This is a genomic window from Thermodesulfovibrionales bacterium, assembly GCA_035622735.1.
In the GTDB taxonomy this organism is placed as follows: domain Bacteria; phylum Nitrospirota; class Thermodesulfovibrionia; order Thermodesulfovibrionales; family UBA9159; genus DASPUT01.
This window is the reverse complement of sequence record DASPUT010000089.1, coordinates 1-18,159: the sequence shown is the minus strand read 5'-3', so window position 1 is coordinate 18,159 and position 18,159 is coordinate 1. Positions and strand designations below refer to the sequence as shown.

20 protein-coding genes are annotated in these 18,159 nt (G+C 53.0%); 9 read left to right on the top strand and 11 right to left on the bottom strand.

Annotation, left to right across the window (positions count from 1 at the left end; translation table 11 throughout):
- The 5 genes from VEI96_05055 to VEI96_05035 all read left to right on the top strand — a co-directional run.
- Window positions 1–374 (top strand): 3'-5' exonuclease (locus tag VEI96_05055; protein ID HXX57349.1); only part of this gene is annotated, 374 nt, incomplete at its 5' end.
- Between the two features lie 36 nt (window positions 375–410).
- A complete protein-coding gene (locus VEI96_05050; GenBank protein HXX57348.1) occupies window positions 411–725 on the top strand; it encodes a DUF485 domain-containing protein in 315 nt (104 codons plus the stop codon).
- A gap of 2 nt (window positions 726–727) precedes the next feature.
- On the top strand, window positions 728–2,467 hold the full coding sequence (locus VEI96_05045; protein ID HXX57347.1) for a sodium/solute symporter: 1,740 nt from the start codon (window positions 728–730) through the stop codon (window positions 2,465–2,467).
- A gap of 199 nt (window positions 2,468–2,666) precedes the next feature.
- Entirely contained in the window at window positions 2,667–4,646 is a 1,980-nt protein-coding gene (gene acs, locus VEI96_05040; protein HXX57346.1) for an acetate--CoA ligase, read from the top strand.
- 11 nt (window positions 4,647–4,657) lie between these two features.
- Window positions 4,658–5,284: a hydrolase gene (locus VEI96_05035; GenBank protein HXX57345.1), complete on the top strand. Its 627-nt coding sequence runs from the start codon at window positions 4,658–4,660 to the stop codon at window positions 5,282–5,284.
- A 3-nt stretch (window positions 5,285–5,287) separates the two neighbouring features.
- On the opposite strand, the gene VEI96_05030 is transcribed toward VEI96_05035, so the two are convergent.
- Both VEI96_05030 and VEI96_05025 read right to left on the bottom strand, forming a co-directional pair.
- Entirely contained in the window at window positions 5,288–5,734 is a 447-nt protein-coding gene (locus VEI96_05030; protein ID HXX57344.1) for an Rrf2 family transcriptional regulator, read from the bottom strand.
- Between the two features lie 59 nt (window positions 5,735–5,793).
- Entirely contained in the window at window positions 5,794–6,702 is a 909-nt protein-coding gene (locus VEI96_05025) for a cysteine synthase (GenBank protein ID HXX57343.1), read from the bottom strand.
- A 90-nt stretch (window positions 6,703–6,792) separates the two neighbouring features.
- Between VEI96_05025 and ccoS the strand changes: the two genes are divergently transcribed.
- From ccoS to VEI96_05010, 3 genes are read left to right on the top strand one after another with little or no spacing between them, the layout of a single operon-like run.
- Window positions 6,793–6,951: a cbb3-type cytochrome oxidase assembly protein CcoS gene (ccoS, locus tag VEI96_05020; protein HXX57342.1), complete on the top strand. Its 159-nt coding sequence runs from the start codon at window positions 6,793–6,795 to the stop codon at window positions 6,949–6,951.
- A 39-nt stretch (window positions 6,952–6,990) separates the two neighbouring features.
- Window positions 6,991–8,199, top strand: a complete 1,209-nt coding sequence (locus VEI96_05015; protein ID HXX57341.1) for a 2,3-bisphosphoglycerate-independent phosphoglycerate mutase — start codon at window positions 6,991–6,993, stop codon at window positions 8,197–8,199.
- Window positions 8,196–9,590 carry a YchF/TatD family DNA exonuclease gene (locus VEI96_05010; protein ID HXX57340.1) on the top strand — a complete coding sequence of 465 codons (1,395 nt, stop codon included), beginning with the start codon at window positions 8,196–8,198 and terminating at the stop codon, window positions 9,588–9,590. Before VEI96_05015 ends, VEI96_05010 begins: the two co-directional genes overlap by 4 nt.
- Here VEI96_05010 and VEI96_05005 read toward each other — a convergent pair.
- The 9 genes from VEI96_05005 to VEI96_04965 form a co-directional block, all read right to left on the bottom strand.
- Window positions 9,559–10,677 carry an HD domain-containing phosphohydrolase gene (locus VEI96_05005; protein ID HXX57339.1) on the bottom strand — a complete coding sequence of 373 codons (1,119 nt, stop codon included), beginning with the start codon at window positions 10,675–10,677 and terminating at the stop codon, window positions 9,559–9,561. The genes VEI96_05010 and VEI96_05005 overlap by 32 nt on opposite strands.
- Before the next feature lie 4 nt (window positions 10,678–10,681).
- Complete coding sequence (locus VEI96_05000; protein ID HXX57338.1) at window positions 10,682–11,050, bottom strand: response regulator; 369 nt, start codon at window positions 11,048–11,050, stop codon at window positions 10,682–10,684.
- 162 nt (window positions 11,051–11,212) lie between these two features.
- Window positions 11,213–12,481 (bottom strand): histidine--tRNA ligase, encoded by a 1,269-nt coding sequence (gene hisS, locus VEI96_04995; GenBank protein HXX57337.1) that lies wholly within the window; start codon window positions 12,479–12,481, stop codon window positions 11,213–11,215.
- Window positions 12,471–12,944 carry a DivIVA domain-containing protein gene (locus VEI96_04990; protein ID HXX57336.1) on the bottom strand — a complete coding sequence of 158 codons (474 nt, stop codon included), beginning with the start codon at window positions 12,942–12,944 and terminating at the stop codon, window positions 12,471–12,473. Before VEI96_04990 ends, hisS begins: the two co-directional genes overlap by 11 nt.
- On the bottom strand, window positions 12,941–13,258 hold the full coding sequence (locus VEI96_04985) for a YggT family protein (GenBank protein ID HXX57335.1): 318 nt from the start codon (window positions 13,256–13,258) through the stop codon (window positions 12,941–12,943). Before VEI96_04985 ends, VEI96_04990 begins: the two co-directional genes overlap by 4 nt.
- A complete protein-coding gene (gene proC, locus VEI96_04980) occupies window positions 13,255–14,043 on the bottom strand; it encodes a pyrroline-5-carboxylate reductase (GenBank protein ID HXX57334.1) in 789 nt (262 codons plus the stop codon). The genes VEI96_04985 and proC overlap by 4 nt, the downstream gene beginning before the upstream one ends.
- Before the next feature lie 95 nt (window positions 14,044–14,138).
- Window positions 14,139–14,834, bottom strand: coding sequence for a YggS family pyridoxal phosphate-dependent enzyme (locus tag VEI96_04975; protein HXX57333.1), 696 nt, complete (start codon window positions 14,832–14,834; stop codon window positions 14,139–14,141).
- Window positions 14,804–16,471 carry a radical SAM protein gene (locus tag VEI96_04970; protein ID HXX57332.1) on the bottom strand — a complete coding sequence of 556 codons (1,668 nt, stop codon included), beginning with the start codon at window positions 16,469–16,471 and terminating at the stop codon, window positions 14,804–14,806. Before VEI96_04970 ends, VEI96_04975 begins: the two co-directional genes overlap by 31 nt.
- Window positions 16,472–16,663: 192 nt before the next feature.
- Window positions 16,664–17,230, bottom strand: a complete 567-nt coding sequence (locus tag VEI96_04965; GenBank protein ID HXX57331.1) for a thermonuclease family protein — start codon at window positions 17,228–17,230, stop codon at window positions 16,664–16,666.
- 154 nt (window positions 17,231–17,384) lie between these two features.
- Here VEI96_04965 and VEI96_04960 point away from each other — a divergent pair, with 154 nt between their 5' ends.
- Window positions 17,385–18,011: an ArsR family transcriptional regulator gene (locus VEI96_04960; protein HXX57330.1), complete on the top strand. Its 627-nt coding sequence runs from the start codon at window positions 17,385–17,387 to the stop codon at window positions 18,009–18,011.
- Window positions 18,012–18,159: the final 148 nt, after the last annotated feature.

The following is an 18,159-nucleotide window of genomic DNA, read 5'->3' as shown; positions in this document are numbered from 1 at the left end:
TAGGTCATTACATATCCATAGATATGTGCTTTATCAACAGAGAGATGAAAAGGCTCTTCGGTCGGGTCTTGAAGAATCCCGTTCTCGACACGTTGCTGTTGTACGATTTTGTCAGGAGTGCGGTTCCTTCCCACAGTTCTTTCACCTCTCCGCCGAGGGATTACAAGCAGTTATATGACATCGCGAGAAATTTAGGCATTCCCGTTTCAGGGGCTCACAATGCGATGATGGATGCCTTCATTACGGCGCAGGTCTTTCAACGACTCATCCCGATGCTCTCGGGTATCGGCATCACGAGCGTCGGGGATCTTCTAAAATTGAGGCTCAAGGGAGGTGATCGATTCAGAGTATCGTGTGAATTAAGCAATCTGTGAGAAAGAAAGCAACGAACCCTAAAGGAGGTAATATTTATGAGCAGCAAGAAAACAGTGCACGAAATTCTCGAAGATGACGATTTCAAATCGTTGTCGAGTCAAAAGAACACGATTTCCGTCATCCTGACGATTCTGGAACTCGTTCTCTATTTCGGGTTTATCGCCCTCATCGCTTTCAACAAACCGTTTTTGGCGCAAAAACTTGGTCCCGGAACGGCAACCACAATCGGGATACCGATAGCGGTCGGTACGATCGTTTTTTCGTGGGTATTCACAGGGATCTACATCTTCTGGGCGAACAACAAATATGACATCCTCGTCAAAAAAGTCAAAGATAAGATAGGAGGTTAACCATGCCACAAGCAACACAGACTATGATAGGACAGGCAAACCCTGTCGCGATAATGTTCTTTGTCCTTTTTGTTATCAGCACCCTTGTGATTACTTACTGGGCGGCTAAAAGGACGAGGACGACAAAGGATTTCTACGCAGCGGGCAGGAACATCACCGGTTTCCAGAACGGCCTTGCTCTCGCCGGCGATTACATGAGTGCGGCCTCCTTCCTCGGGATCGCGGGAATCGTCTCGACAAAGGGTTATGACGGCCTCATCTATTCTGTCGGATGGCTTGTCGGATGGCCGATCATCATGTTCCTTATATCAGAACCTCTCAGAAACCTCGGCAAATATACCTTTGCCGACGTCGTCGCATACCGTCTGAACCAGAGGCCGATACGGGCCGCTGCAGCTGCCGGATCAGTCGTCGTCGTTCTCACCTACCTCATTGCTCAGATGGTTGGTGCGGGAACCCTCATAAAGCTCATGTTCGGTCTGCCCTTTGAGGTTGCGATTGTCATAACAGGCGCTCTCATGATATCGTACGTCCTCTTCGGCGGTATGATCGCCACGACCTGGGTCCAGATTATCAAGGCATGCCTGCTCCTCGGAGGCGCCACGCTCCTCGTCATTCTGACTCTCGCGCAGTTCGGTTTCAGTTACGGTGAACTCTTCGGCCAGGCCGAAAAGCTCTACACCAATAAATTCCTTGAACCGGGCGGTCTCGTGACGAATCCCATAGACGCTTTTTCCCTCGGGCTTGCCCTCATGTTCGGTACGGCGGGACTCCCCCACATCCTCATGAGGTTCTACACGGTCCCTGATGCGAAGGCGGCGAGGAAATCGGTTTTCTTTGCCACGGGGTTCATCGGCTATTTCTACATCCTCACCGTCACCATCGGTTTCGGCGCAGCGGTGCTCGTCGGCCAGAAGGTCATCATGGGCATAGACAAGGGCGGCAATATGGCAGGCCCTCTCCTCGCCGAAGCGCTCGGAGGCAACCTATTCCTCGGGTTCCTTTCCGCAGTCGCTTTTGCCACGATCCTTGCGGTCGTTTCCGGGCTCACCCTCGCCGGTGCATCCGCGTTCTCACATGATCTCTTTGTCGGCGTCATCAGGCGTGGACAGGCGTCGGAGAAAGACGAGGTGAAGGTCGCTAAAATCGCCACGGTTGGACTCGGAATTACGGCGATACTCCTCGGAATACTCTTTAAGGGGCAGAATGTCGCATTCCTCGTCGGGCTGACCTTTGCTATCGCAGCGAGTGCTAATTTCCCTGCACTCTTGATGTCGATTCTCTGGAAGAGGTTTACGACGGCGGGAGCGGTAACAAGCATCTATACCGGTCTTATTGTTGCGACGGTGCTCCTGATCCTCAGCCCCACAGTCTGGGTCGACATAGTTCATAAGAGTGAAGTGGACGCGATAGGGAAGCAAGTGAAGGCGATCGAGGAGACGACGAAGGCGAAGGTCACGGAGTTAGAAAAGCAGAAGGTTGCTGGACTGGAGGCGGCGAAACTCGCGGAGATTGATGCCTCCATCGCTTCCGTGAAGAAATCATCGGAGGGCCAGGTGAAAGAGGCAAAGGCGAATATGCCGAAGCCTATCTTCCCGCTCAGGAATCCCGGCATATACTCGATGGCGGCCGCCTTCCTCATCGGTATTCTCGTTTCGCTCATGGCGCCTGACAGAGAGGCAGAGAAGAAGTTCTCCGGGGAAAAACTCAGGGAATATATAGGGATCGGCGCAGAAGATTAGCAAAAGGCTCTCCCGGGTCGGAGAAGGCCCGAGCGACTTGATCTCTTCCGAGAAGAGGGCATCAGGTCGTCTACGGAACCTGATGAGACGAATCGGATTCGTTTGATGAGATTCTGTTGCCGTGCGGCAAGAGGCCCGTCTCCCCTGCCGCCCGGCTTCAGGTTCTCTTTGACTGAAAATAAAGAGGAGGAAAAAAGGAATGGCTGATGCAAAGAAGATCGATGTGCTGATGGCCGAGAATAGGACATTTCCGCCATCAAAGGAGTTCAGTAAGGATGCCCATATCAAGAGTTTGGCCGAGTATGAGAAGCTCTACAAGAAGTCTGTTGAAGACCCCGAAGGTTTCTGGGGTGAAATGGCGGAGAAGCAACTCACCTGGTTCAAGAAATGGAACAAGGTTCTTGACTATAGTTTTGAAAAACCCGAGATCAAATGGTTTAGTGGCGGAAAGCTGAATGTCTCTGTGAACTGCCTTGACAGACATATCAAGACGGCGACGCGAAACAAGGCAGCCATAATCTGGGAGGCCGATGATGGAAGTTACAAGACCTATACCTACCAGCAGCTCTACTACGAGGTGAACAAACTCGCGAACGTTCTGAAAAAACTCGGCATCAAAAAGGGTGATCGGGTCACCATATACCTTCCGATGATCCCTGAACTTGCAATATCGATGCTCGCGTGTTCGAGGATCGGGGCGATACACAGCATCGTCTTCGGCGGGTTCAGTGCCCAGGCCCTCAGGGACCGGATTCAGGACTGTAAGGCGAAGCTTCTCATTACGGCCGATGAAGGTGTGAGGGCAGGAAAATTTGTTCCCCTGAAGGCTAACGCCGACGAGGCGCTTAACGAGTGTCCTACAGTCGAGAAAACGCTCGTTGTTCAGAGGTCGAAGAGCGGAGAAATCAATATGCACGATGGAAGAGATTCATGGTGGAATGCCGAAATGTCCGCTCCCGACGTGGGTGCCTACTGCGAGCCTGAACATATGGATGCCGAGGATCGGCTGTTTATCCTCTATACGTCAGGTTCTACCGGAAAACCGAAGGGTGTTCTCCACACCACGGGCGGCTATCTGCTCTATACCAATCTTACATTCAAGTGGATTTTCGATTATCATGAGGAAGACATCCACTTCTGCACCGCAGACATAGGCTGGGTGACGGGGCACAGCTACATTGTCTACGGGCCTCTCTCCCTCGGGGCCACAAGCCTCATGTTCGAGGGGGTTCCGACCTATCCGAACCCCGGAAGGTTCTGGGACATCGTAGACAAGCATCAGGTGAATATCTTCTATACCGCTCCGACTGCCATCAGGGCTCTGATGAGGGAAGGGGAAAGATGGGTGAACAAGCATGACCTATCCTCATTGAGGCTCCTTGGAACGGTGGGAGAACCGATAAACCCCGAGGCATGGGTGTGGTACCATAGCCATGTCGGCAAAAGTAAACTCCCCATTGTCGACACGTGGTGGCAGACGGAAACGGGAGGCATCCTCATCACTCCGCTCCCGGGCGCAATGACATTGAAGCCCGGTTCGGCGAACCGACCCTTCCCCGGCGTCGTCCCTAAGGTCATAAAAGAGGACGGATCTCCGGCAGGGGTTGATGAAGGAGGGTACCTCATCATCGAAAAACCATGGCCTGGCATGCTGAGGGGAACGTACGGAGACCCTGAAAACAAGCGTATCAAAGAGATCTATTTTTCGAGATTCGCCGGCAAGTATCTGACCGGCGACGGTGCGCGCGTCGACAAGGACGGCGATTACTGGCTCATGGGCAGAATTGACGACGTCATCAATATCTCGGGCCACAGGCTCGGCACCGCGGAGGTCGAATCAGCGCTCGTCAGCCATGACACGGTAGCAGAAGCGGCGGTGGTCGGCTATCCCCATGACATCAAGGGCGAAGGCATCTACGTCTATGTCACTCTCAAAGAGGGCAATCAGCCGACGGACGAGCTGAAGAAGATCTTGGTGGGCCATGTCAGGACGGTCATCGGGCCTATCGCAACGCCCGATAAACTCCAGTTCGCGCCCGGGCTGCCGAAGACGCGCAGCGGAAAGATCATGAGAAGGATTCTGCGAAAGATCGCACATGGGCAGGTCGAGGACCTGGGAGATACATCAACACTCGCTGACCCGTCGGTGGTCGACAGTCTCTTGAAGGGGAGGCTGTAACACCTCTTTCAATGATACAGAGGGATCCGGATACGACGCCGGGGAGGTTGTCCGGGTCCCTTTTTGTCGAGAGCATTGCTAATTTTATGGAAAGATTTTTCCTGATAAGGGGCGAGGTGATCCTCGCCATCGTTGATATCCAGGATAAGCTTGCCGCTGTAATGGGTGAGAGGGAGAAGGTAATTGCTAACACTCTTCACCTCGTCGAGGCGGCCAAGATTTTCAAGATTCCCATGGTCCTCACGGAACAGTATCCGAAAGGCCTGGGCCCGACGGTTGGTGAGGTCAGGACTGCCCTTGCGTCTTACGAGCCCATCGAAAAGACGGACTTCGGATGCTGCAGGGAGGCTGCATTTTTGCGGTCCCTCTCCTCTTCCGGGAAGAAGAAGGTCATCCTCGCCGGAATGGAGACCCATATCTGCGTACTCCAGACATGTCTTGGGTTGTTAAAGGAAGGATATGCAGTGCATGTCGTCAGCGACGCGGTCTGTTCTCGGGCGAGAGGTAACCATACGACCGGCATCGAATTCATGAGGGACGCAGGTGCCGTAATAACGGGAACCGAAACGGTATTGTTTCAACTGCTCGAAAAGGCAGGCACCGAGGAATTCAGGATGATATCTCGGAGAATAAAATAAAGCCTAATCCTTCGATGAGGGCCTTTTAGGGACGTTTGTTTCTCTGGAGACCGATTCCCTGAGGAACCCTTTGAAGCTCTGCCTCTTCAGTTCCTTTTCCATGATATCCTGAATCCTCACCCACACTGGATGAATCGAGCAGGTGCTGCTCCGTGAGCAACTCTTCTCGTCCAGAACGCAGAGGTTGAGGGACAGCTGACCCTGCGTCGCCTCGATGACCTTGAGAAGATTTATCCGTTCCGGTTTCTGCGCCAGTCTGAAGCCCCCCTTGACGCCCCGGATGGACGTAACAATCCCCGCCTTCGCGAGTTTCTGGAGGATTTTCGCGAGAAAGCTTTTCGGTATCCCCATCTCCCCTGCGATGTCATCCACAACGGAGACGCCGTCAGAGACTCCTGAAAGGTAGAGCACGCACCTAACGGCATAGTCTGTTTCTCTCGTGATATGCATGCAATAAAACTATCCCATATCCTGGGTATTTGTCAACCTTGCAGAATGTGATCATGGTTTTAGGGAGGACAATGAGCACAGACCGACGCAAAGAGAGCGGTGCTGAGATACCGGTCACCCCTGTCGGGGAGGATCACCACGATCGTGCCTTCCCTGAGTTCCACGGCCTTCCTGAGGGCGACCCAGATGGCAGCGCCGCTGCTCATACCGACGAAGAGGCCTTCTTCGATCGCGAGTCTTCTGGCGGCCTGAAAGGCATCGTCATCCGCGATGGTCTCCTTATCATCCAGTCTTGAAGGGTCATAGATGCCGGGAACTATCGATTCGGACATATTCTTTAAGCCCTGAATCTTATGGCCGATGTTCGGTTCGACACCGATTATCTGTATCCCCCTGTTGTATTCCTTTAGCCGAAGGCTTGCACCCATCAGCGTCCCGGTCGTGCCCATACCCGCAATAAAATGGCTTATCTCGCCCCCTGTCTGTTCAATGACTTCTCTACCGGTCGTTTCATAATGGGCATTGACATTAGAAGGGTTGTTAAACTGGTCCGGCATGAAATAGCCGCCACGGTCCTCATCGTAAACCCGGTGGGCAAGCCTGATGGCACCGTCCGTCCCCTCGCATCCTGCGCTGAGCAGTAATTCGGCACCGAAGGCCTCAAGGGTCTTCCTCCTCTCGATGCTCACGCACTCAGGCATCACGAGTTTTACCCTGTAACCCTTTGATACCCCAACCATTGCGAGTCCGATTCCTGTGTTCCCGCTGGTCGGCTCGAGGATTGTGAGTCCGGAGGTAAGCCTGCCGTCATCTTCCGCATCTCTGATCATGTAATAAGCAATTCTATCTTTTACGGAACCACCGGGATTAGCTCCCTCGAGTTTCGCATAAAGTCTGACTCTGGAATTCGGATTGATCCTGTCAAGCCGGACGAGGGGCGTTCCCCCTATCGCGTCAAGAACACTCACTCAGAATATTCCTCCTCTGGATATCTCTCAGTGATCTAATAATAACAGAATCGTGATCGCGAAGGGAATGAGGTATAATAAGAAGCAGATATGTGGAGCACCTTCCTCCTCATCTTCCTTGCCGCCCTCCTGGGAATAGCTGCCTGGCTTATCTTTTTATGGTCGGTTAAGAGTGGCCAGTACGATGATCCGGAAAGACCGAAATACAGGATGCTGAAGGACGACGAGGAAGATCACGAGAAGCGGTGACGTTGCAAAAAAGCCCTCCTTTCATTAAACTAAAAATCTATGCAGAATCTTATAGGACCATTGGTCCAGCAAAATAGCACCAAGATAGTGCTCGTTGTCCTCGACGGGCTGGGAGGACTTCCTCTGAGGGGAAAGACCGAACTTGAGGCGGCAGATACGCCCAATCTTGATGCCCTTGCGAGGGAGTCGGCGTGCGGTCTCCATCTGCCTGTCGGCTGGGGGATAACCCCCGGCAGCGGCCCGGGACATCTCGGCCTCTTTGGATACGATCCGGTGGAATATCAGATCGGAAGGGGAGTTTTAGAGGCCCTCGGCCTCGGGCTTGAGATCACGCGGAGAGACGTGGCGGTGAGATGTAATTACGCCACGGTCCGGGATGGCGTTGTTATCGACAGGAGGGCAGGGAGAATTCCTACGGAGCAGAGCAGAAGGATTACGGAGAAGCTCGGGAGAGAGATTAAGCGGATCGATCACGCCGATCTTGTCTTTGCGCCAGGGATGGAACACCGGTTCGCTCTCCTCATGAGATTTTCCGAACCTCTTGATCCTGCTGCGGGGATGATCGGCGATACAGACCCTCAGAAGGAAGGCATGCCCCCTCTCAGCCCCGAACCCCTCTCAGAGAGTGCCCGAAATGTGGCTGACGTTGCGGAAAGGGTGATAAAGAAGATAGGGGAGGTGCTGAAGGCTGAGGAAAAGGCGAATTCCATCCTCATGAGGGGGTTCTCGAGCATGCCCCATATCCCCACTTTCCAGGCGTCATTCGGTCTGAATGCGCTTGCGATAGCGACGTATCCGATGTACCGGGGGCTTGCGCGGCTCGTTGGTATGAGCACGCCGGCACTCGAAGGGGGCGTTGAAGAGGAGATAGCCTTTCTGAAGCAAAGGTATCACGAGCACGATTTCTTCTTTCTCCACGTTAAGAAGATCGACTCCTACGGCGAAGACGGGAACTTTGAAGGCAAGGCAGCGCGGATAGCGGAATTCGACAGACTGCTGCCCGAAATCGTCTCCCTTAGGCCCGATGTCCTTGTCATAACCGGCGACCATTCCACACCCGCCCTCATGAAGGGACACAGCTGGCATCCGGTGCCGCTTATCATGAAGTCGCCCTATGTCCTCGGCGGGGTCTGCTCATCATTCTCCGAGAGAGAATGCCTCAAGGGGGAACTGGGCGTTTTCCCTGCAGTCCATATCCTTCCCCTTGCCCTTGCCAATGCCGGCAGACTCAAGAAGTTCGGAGCATGATCGACACCCACTGCCACCTCGACATGTTCCCCGATGATTCTGAGATTCTAAACGACCGGGGGACCTTTGAAGGCGATTCGAGAGATGCCGTCATACTCCGGGCGAGGGATGCCGGTGTCGAGGCTATCCTCACGGTGAGTTCTGATTTTGAGAGCAATAACCGGAACACCGCAATCTCTGAAAAATATGACTTCGTCTATGCCTCAGTCGGCATGCATCCCCACGACGCTAAAGATTTTACGGAAGATTCTTATCGGGGGATCGCCGAACTGACAAAGAAGGATAAGGTGGTGGCGATCGGGGAGACGGGTCTCGACTACCATTACGATCATTCACCGCGGGACATACAGAAGGATATCTTCAGAAGACATCTCGCGCTTGCAAGAGAAACGGGCCTACCGATCATTGTCCACAGCCGCGAGGCGAAGGAAGATACCCTCGAGATACTGGGCGAAGCCGGTATCAGCAGGGGGGTCTTACACTGCTTTTCGGGCGACAGGGATATGGCCGAGAAGGCTGTTCGCATGGGCCTCTCCGTCTCTATTGCGGGGCCGGTCACCTTCAGGAACGCAGAAAACCTCCGGGAAATAGTCGCGGCCATTCCGGACGAACATCTCCTCGTCGAAACGGATGCGCCCTTCCTGGCACCCGATCCCGTGAGGGGGAAGAGGAATGAGCCTGCCTTTCTCATCCATACGATAAGGAAGATTGCGGAGTTGCGAGGAGTTCATTCTGAGGACGTCGTCAGAATAACGACCCTTAACGCACGGCGCCTTTTCAGGATAGGCGAAGTGCCTGACAAGGGTGAAATCGCATACAGGATCAGGGACAGCCTCTATCTCAACGTAACGAACAGATGCACCAACCATTGTTCCTTCTGTGTAAAATTCCACACCGACTACGTGAAGGGGCACAACCTCAGAATTTCTCTGGAGCCGACGGAGGAAGAACTCAAGCGTGCCATCGGTGACCCGTCTCAATATCATGAAATTGTCTTCTGCGGATACGGCGAACCGTTCATCAGGCTCGATACGGTCAAGAATCTCGGCCGGTGGATAAAAGATCGGGGCGGCAATGTGAGGGTGAACACGAACGGCCACGGAAATCTGATTCATAAACGGAATATCGTAAGTGAGTTGCAGGGCATTGTGGATGCCATCTCAGTGAGCCTCGACGCCCAGGATGAAGAGACCTACAACCGGATCTGCTCGCCTCTCTTCAAGAATGCATTTCCTGAGATCATTTCATTTCTCAGGGAGGCAAAGAAGTACATTCCCCGTGTTCAGGCGACTGTAGTGGAGATGGACGGTGTGGATATAGAACGGTGCAGAAAGATCACCGATGAGTTGGGAATACCCCTTACGGTGAGGAGACTGGATGTTGTCGGCTGATCCACTTCCTGAACGCATCGACGACAGCGGGGTCAAACTGCCTCCCGGCTAAGCTGAGGATCTCTCGTATCGTTTCTTCCCGTGCCTTCCTTTTCCGGTATGGCCGGTCGGACGTCATAGCGTCGAAGGTGTCCGCTACCGCCAGAATCCTTGACATGAGCGGGATATCCTCGCCTTTGAGTCCCATGAAGCTGTCGGAACCGTCCCAGTGTTCGTGGTGATATTTAATCCCGCTTATCACGTCCTGCAGTTGCTTAAATCCCCCGAGTATCTCAGCGCCTATCATCGAATGTCTCTGTACCTCTCTGATCTCTTCCGGGGTCAGATTATCCGGCTTGTCGAGGATTTCCTTAGAAATGGCTATTTTCCCTATGTCGTGGAGAAGAGAACAGACCTTAAGCCTCTCGATCTGTTTTTCGGTGAGGCCCATGATGGTCCCGATCGCAATGGCATATTCCGTGACACGCTCCGTATGGCCTGCCGTCCACTCGGAAGATGCTTCGAGGGCTTTCACCAGGGACCGGATCGCAAAGAGTAAGAAATCCTCAAGTTCCTTGTAAAGGAGGGCATTTTCGATCGTCAATGCTGCATGTGATGCTATGGCCATCATGAGTTGGATATCGTTGGAGTAAAATTCCGCCTGTGATTCCCGGTCAGCAAGAACCATCGCGCCGATGAGTTTTTCCTTGCCGATGAGGGGACAGACAAGGACAGGGCTTCCGGACGGGGCAAAATCCACCTGATCTGTTTCGGGGAGTTTGCAGAAGGCTAATGGCTTCTTCCCCTCCACGGCATCCCAGATCACACTATTATCGCCGAAAGGGATGGTACTCTTATCCCAGCGTCCCCTGAAAGCCTTTGTGCAGAGTTTCCTGCCATCCTCATCATAGAGAAGAAGTGCAGCAGTCTTTACGTCCAGAGTGGTGATCGCCTCCTCAACGACTTGTTGCGCTATCTCGTCCACACCCATGCCCGATAAGATCTCCGGGAGTCGATAGAGGAGGGAGAGCTCTTCGTAGGTATCACTGAGCTCCCTGATCGTCAATTCGAAGTCTTTCGTCGTATAGGGAAGAGAGGATGAATCCATGCGGTCATTGACCCCCTATCGCGTCGTTCACCATCTTAAGGAGGGCTTTGGGGCTGAACGGTTTCGTTATGTAAAGGGATGCCCCCGACTCGAATGCTGCTTCCTTGTCTGCGTCCTGCCCTTTCGCGGTGAGGAGGAATATCGGTATATGGCTGAGCTCAGGATCTTCTTTAACCATCCTGCAGAGTTCTATTCCGCTCAGCCCGGGCATCATCCAGTCGAGAATGACAAGGTCAGGTAGCTCCCCCCTTATGAAAGACAGGGCGTCTCTGCCTTCCCTCAGGGTGAGAACGTTCAAGCCGGCCTCGCTCAGCTTGGCCTCGATCATCATGAGGATGAAGGGTTCGTCGTCGATGACAAGTACCTTCTTCATGTTACCCGGGGATACCACATGGGTTTTGAGTCCACGTGACAGATCCGGATGGTTTTCATCTCAAAACTTCCATGATAAATTATACCGAAAATGTCTTCTTTCTGTCGATATGAGTGATAGCGCGTCCCGGAAGATATCCTGACGCGGAGGAATGCTCTTAACTTATGATTGAGGATGACGGGACAGGGAGGAAAGAAATTCTGCCATATCGTTACCGTCTATCTCGCCCTGAGTGCCGTCCCTCAGGTTTTTCCATGTAAGCTTACCCGACGAAAGTTCGTCCTCTCCGATAATAACGGCATACCGGGAAGAGAGCCTGTCCGCCTTGCGAAGCTGGCTCTTGAGGGAAGAGCCGTCATAGCCCACTTCCGCCCAGAAACCCCGTGCTCGGAGCTCTTCAGCCAGCACGGCGCTTTTGATTACGGCCCTTCTGCCGAGAGTCGCAATAAAGACATCCGGCGAAGGCGGAGAGGGCTCTCCCCGTTCTTTCATGAGCGTTATGAGTCTTTCGATACCGATGGCGAAACCGATGGCGGGTGTCTTCGGTCCACCAAACTCCTCTACGAGTTTGTCATAGCGCCCCCCGGCAGCCACGGCCTTTTGTGAACCGAGATGTTCACTTGTGACCTCGAATGTCGTCCTCGTATAATAGTCAAGACCCCTCACGAGGACCGGATTCAGGGTGTGCGGGATATGGAGAACGTCCAGTAAGGAAAGGAGCGTTTCAAAATGATCTCTGCACGCTCCGCAGAGGAAATCGGTAACCCGCGGGGCTCCACTCCTCAGCTGAATGCACCTTTCAACCTTGCAGTCCAATATGCGTAGGGGGTTGCTCGCATATCTCCTCTGACAGTCGGGACAGAGGTCATTGAGGAAGGGAGAGAAAAAATCGAGCAGGGCCTTCCTGAATGCCGGTCTGCAGTCGTCGCAGCCGATAGAATTAACTTCAAAATTCAATCCCCGCAACCCGAGCTTCTCGAGAAACACCCTGAGCATCGAGAGAACCTCGGCGTCCAATTCCGGAACTCCCACGCCGAATGCTTCCGCACCTATCTGATGGAATTGTCTGAAGCGTCCTTTCTGCGGCCTCTCATATCGAAACATCGGGCCAGAGTAAAAAAACTTTTGAGGAGAAGGAAGGGTATGGAGATGGTTTTCGATATATGCCCTCACCACCGATGCGGTACCTTCTGGTCTCAGGGTTATACTTCGGCCAGCCCTGTCGGGGAAGGTATACATCTCCTTCTCAACGATGTCAGTCGTAGCCCCGATACTCCTCGTAAAGATGTCCGTGGATTCTATGAGCGGAACCCTCACCTCCTGGAAACCGTAAATCGAGCATATCTCCCTTGCCAGCGATTCGGCCCTCTGCCACAGGTAGACATCAGGCGGAAGGATATCATGAACGCCCTTGAGCGCGCTAAACTTCACCGGCCTCTTCCCCTTCCCGCTCCTTGTCGAACTCGAGCATCCTCGCATGGCCCTCTATGAGCCGTTTCAGTTCTTCCTTGAAATGTCTCCTGATGCCCTTGAGGTCGACGATGTCTTCATGGATCTTCACGACCTTTTCCTGCGCTTCCCGCAGGAGTGAATCGGAGTTCAGTTCGGCCTCCCTGATCAGGAGTTCCGCCTCCTTTCGTGCGTTCGTCTTGTATTCCTCAACCATCTGCTGGGCTGTCATGAGGGTTTCCCGAAGCGTGTTCTCCATGTCCCTGTATTCCTTAATCTGGTTCTCCGCACGCTGAATCTGCTCCTTCAACAGGGCGTTCTCCCTGAGGAGGTCTTCCATCTGCTCCCGCACAACCTCAAGAAATGCGTAAACCTCCTCCACGTCAAATCCCCTGAACTTCATGGGGAACTGCTTCTGCTGGATATCGAGTGGCGTGATCCTCATAAGATGAGCCCTCCTTTTAATTTATAACCAAGCTCTATCAATGAACTTATCAGAAACCTCTGAATGAATATAATGCCAAGAATGACGATCATAGGAGAAATATCGATAGGCCCGAGTCGGTTTCCGATGACCCTCCGAACAGGCCGTAGCACAGGCTCGGTAACCGAATAGAGGAATCTCACGATCGGATTATAAGGGTCCGGGCTGACCCAGCTGATGAGGGCGGCTATGATGATAACCCACATATAGACAGTCAGTACGATATGAAGAATATTTGCCACTGCGAGTATCAAATTTGCAAGGATAAACATCATTCCCTCCTCCCCAGTTCTTGCGCTCTTTTTTGAGCTGCCCCGAGGGCCTCGACCACGATTGCGATGAGGCCTCTTTCCGCGAAGGAGGCGAGCCCGGCCGCTGTGGTGCCGCCGGGTGAGGTCACCATCTCCCGCAGTTTTTCCGGGGGCATGCCCGTTTCGAGAAGGGCTGCAGTACCGATGAGCGTCTGTGTCGCGAGTTCGGCGGAATGGTCCCCGTTCAAGCCCATACGGACCCCCGAATCTATCATGCCCTCCAGGAAGAAGGCGATGAAGGCGGGCCCGCTGCCGGAGAGCGCAGTCACTGCGTCCATAAACTTCTCGGGGAGCGTAATCACCTTGCCTACCGACATGAAGATCTCTCTCACCATGGCCATATCCCTGTCCGAGAAACACTCGCAGAGAGAGATGACAGAAATGCCCTGTTGCACCATCGCGGGGGTATTGGGCATCACCCTCACGAGTCTCTTCGTTTTCAACTTCGATTGCAGGAACGACAGGGTGATTCCCGCGGCTATGGATACTACGGTCTTCTCCTCGGTGATGACGTCTGCTATCTCATCGAGTACGGCCGCCATATTCTGTGGTTTTACCGCTAGGATCGTGATCGCGCACGAAGACGCAACGGATCTGTTCACATGCGTTGTTTTTATCCCATATGACTGTTCCAGGTGTTTTCTCCTTTCCTCTCTCGGCTCTGAGACGATTATGTCCCTCATGCCCTGAGAGGTCATCCCCTTGATGAGTGCTTCAGCCATGTAGCCGCCGCCGATAAAACCGACCATCACGCCTCCTTAATGAAGATGTGCAAGGATATCGCAGACTTCATGATTATACATCTGAGAGTCACAATTCATCAAACACCTGAATCAGTGTCGTTCTATTTCCTCGTTCCGAATATCGCAGTGCCTATTCTCACCATGGTCGCTCCCTCCTCTATGGCGGTCTTGAAATCATGAGACATGCCCATCGACAATTCCGGCAGATGGAAGCCTTTCATGGCTGCTTCGTCTCTCAGGTTCCTCAACTCCCTAAAGTAGGCGCGCGAACCTTCGGAATTCTCAAATAAAGGAGGTATCGTCATGAGGCCCCTGAGGTTAAGGTTCTTCAGCATCGTGACCTCCCTGATGAGACCCATAAGCCCGTCTTTCGGTGTCCCGTGTTTAGACTCTTCAGGAGAGAGTTTCACTTCTATGAGAACGTCCTGGATCTTGCCGATTCTCCCTGCATGGTCGTCAATATCTCGCGCGAGCCCCATCGAATCGACGGCGTGAATGATGTCGAAGATCTGGACGGCGTATTTTGCCTTGTTCCTCTGGAGACTGCCGATCATGTGCCACTCGATCTTTTCGGGAACATGACTGAAATGCTCAACCTTCTCTCTCGCCTCCTGCACCCTGTTTTCTCCGAATGAACGCAGCCCTGCGTCTATCGCTTCCCTGATGCCCTCGAGGCTCACGGTTTTTGTGACGGCGATGAGCGTGATATCCATGGGGTTTCTATCCACCTTCAGGGCGGCATGGGAAATCTGCTTATAGATCGTATTTATCCTTTCGAAGACCGTATCGTTTCCCATCCTCTCCCTCCTGCAATCGCCTTCTGATACTCCGACCAGATCCTGTCCTTCGATATGCCGTTGTCGATAAAATCCCAGGGAAGGATCTCGCCTAATTCCCGCTGAGTGAAAAGATAAAAATCGGCGTTGAGGCCGGCCTTCTTACAGGCATTCTGCCAGTCATGGTTGTCTGCCATTCCTTCTAGCACTCTCGAAACGCGCCTGTCGCCCCTCGCAAAGAGCCCCTGCATATAGGCATATTTCGGCACATCGTGGAAGACCTTGACGCCCTTGACCGGGATGAGGGCCTTCTTTATCGTGTGAAGCCTGCGCTTCACAACCTCCGCCTTTTCCATCGGATGCCACTGAAAGGGAGTAAAAGGCTTCGGCACAAATGTACTCAGCGTCAGGACGATGTTGCCCCTCGGTGTTCCGTCCCTGATCTTCCTGACGAGGGTTATGATGCCCTCGATATCCTGTTCATCTTCTGTCGGAAGTCCGACCATGAAATAGAGCCTGAGATTGTCGACCCCTGCCGAAAGGATAAGCCGCGATGTCTCAAGGATGTCCTCCTCTGTTATTCGTTTATCGATGACCCGCCTCAGCCTCTCCGTTCCCGACTCTGGCGCGATCGAGACGCTCCTGTGCCCTTTGAGAAAGCCAATGAGTTCGGCGCTCAAGGGACTGGCCCTTAGGGAGGTGATAGAAAAATCGACGCCGTCGATACAGAGAACGTCTCTTATCGGAGGATAATCGGTCAGGGACGGACCGATGAGCCCGACTCTCGCTGTCACCGAGCGTGAATCACGGATCTCTCTCGTGAGGGTGGCAGGGTCTTTTTTTCGGACAGGCTTATAGACCGAGCCGGCAACGCAGAACCTGCAACTCCAGGGACAGCCCCTCATGGCCTCAAGGAGGTACATGGAGGAGAACTCCGTTTCCGGCGTGATGATCGACTGTCTGAATGAGTGGGATGAGATGTCCCGCACAAACCTTCTCTTTACCCTCTCCGGCGCACTGCCTGATGCTGTCCTGTCCGCAATCCTTCCGTCCGAGTAAGAAACGGTATAAAGGCCCGGCAGATAGAGTCCCTCTATCCCGTCAACCCTTGCGAGGAGGTCTTCCCTGCCGTCGGAATGTCTGAATGCCTCTATGAATTCAGGGAGTGTCTCTTCCGCTTCACCAATGAAACAGACGTCGAAAAAATCCGCGATCGGCTCAGGGTTGAAGGACGCACAGACCCCTCCGACGACCAGAAGCGGATGGTTACCACTTCTCTCCTCCCTCCGGAAGGGGATTTTTGACATAGCCAGTATTGCGGGGATATGGGGGTAGTCATTTTCGAAGGAGACGGAGAAGGCAACAATCTGAAACCTGTTCAATGGCCGCCCGGACTCCATCGAGAAGATCTCCGTTCCGGTTCTGATGTACTCCTCTCTGTCTCCTTCATCGGGAAGAAAGGCCCGCTCACAGACGACATCGTGCCTTTCATTGAGGAGGGTATATATCCCCTGAAACCCGAGGCTTGACATGCCTATGTGGTACGTGTTCGGATAGACGAGGCAGACGTTGACCTTACCGCCCGGCTCTTTATGAATCGTTCCTTTCTCTGCGGCGAGGAGGGAAGCAATCTTCTTCAGGATCTTCCTGCTGGCCATTCTTTATAGTATACCCCATTTTTTTTCAGCATACTGATTATACGGGCGACATGAGGGCTGCCGACAGGAGAAGGGTATGAACGATTCGCTGACCTTCGGTGGTTTCTCACCGGATGACAGGCTACGGGAGAATTCTGCAAGCGAGCACATTTGAGAACCGATTGCCTAGACAATGAGTGGTTCCGGCGGATGTCAGTCTAACCTCGGATGTTTCTTCCTGTATTCCTGGGCTGATTCTGTAAGGCCCTCTCTTCCCCAAATGCCTCTTTTCCCTTCTTTTGCCTCATTCTGCGCATCTCTCAGTCTCTCGGCATATCTGACGTTGGGTGGAACCGTGTAGAGAACCGCATAACCGTCCCGCACCATCTCGAGATTCACGAACCTGCCGTCGGGTGTCCAGATATACGCAAGGAGGCGGCCGTATCTGTCGCGCTTCTCGACACCTGTCTCGATTCTTACTCTCGGAGTTTCGAAGAGAGACTTGAGATGTCGCTTGGCCCTGTTTCCCCACGGTTTCTGGCCGAGTTCCGGCGCTTCGATTCCGAGTAACCTGACCCTCTCTGTTCTTTGCCCCACCCTCACGAGCAGGCTATCTCCATCCCGGACATCGACAACCTCAGCGTAAGCAGAATCGGAAAATCCCGAGCTTTCCTTGGCATCGCTGCCAATCTGCCGGTCATGAGGGGCATAGAGACACAGCACTGTGACGGAAAGAAGAACCGATAACCGTAAGCGTATATTTCTGAAATGTTTTTCCACTGTTTTCCTCGATACGACAGACCGTTGCGATGTGCATCCCGAGCCCAATGTGACGGAAATGTCAAAGGTATTATATCTCAAAATCTGTATATCTTCCCTGCGGCTTTTTTTGTTGCAAATACTGTATAAATATGATAAAGTCGTACAAATGTCAATGGATCATTTCGATAATCCAACGAGACAGGCGATTGTACTTGCCCTAAAGAAAAAGGGCAACCTATCCGTGGATGAACTCAGCAAGGAAGTGAAGATAACCCCGATGGGTGTTAGACAGCATCTCCTTGTCCTTGAGCGCAACGGCATGGTCGAATACATCACGAGGAAACAGGGGATCGGACGTCCGGGTTTCCTCTATCGGCTGACGTCTGCGACGGACGCCTTCTTTCCGAAGACCTACGAGCAGTTTTCCCTCGATCTTCTGAGGCAGATAGAAAGGGCAGACGGGAGATCCAAGATTGAGGAACTCCTTAAAGCGAGAAAGGACCATATCCTTGCAGAGAGATTAAAGACGTTTACCGGCAAGGATTCCCTTGCCGGTCGGGTATCTGCCCTTGTCGATATGATGCACGAGGCCGGCGGGATCACAGAACTGGAGGAAGACGAGACCCATTATAAGGTCAGACAATTCAACTGTCCCCTCTCGAAGATAGCATCTCAATACAAAGAAGTATGTACCTACGATACCGAGCTCTTTCAGACACTCCTCGGAGTCGATATCACCCTGCAGGAGAGTATCGCAGACGGAGCACGGAGTTGCTCCTATCTGATTCCGAAGGAGTAGGGGACGCTTCCCCTTCTTCTCTTATTTGCTTTCCTTCGTTTCGGCAGGTGCGGGCGCGGTACTGCCGGCAACCTTTGAAATGGCATCCTTGTTTATCTCCGGTTTATAGGTGTTCTTCAACGTACTGACATAGGAATCGAAGAGCTCC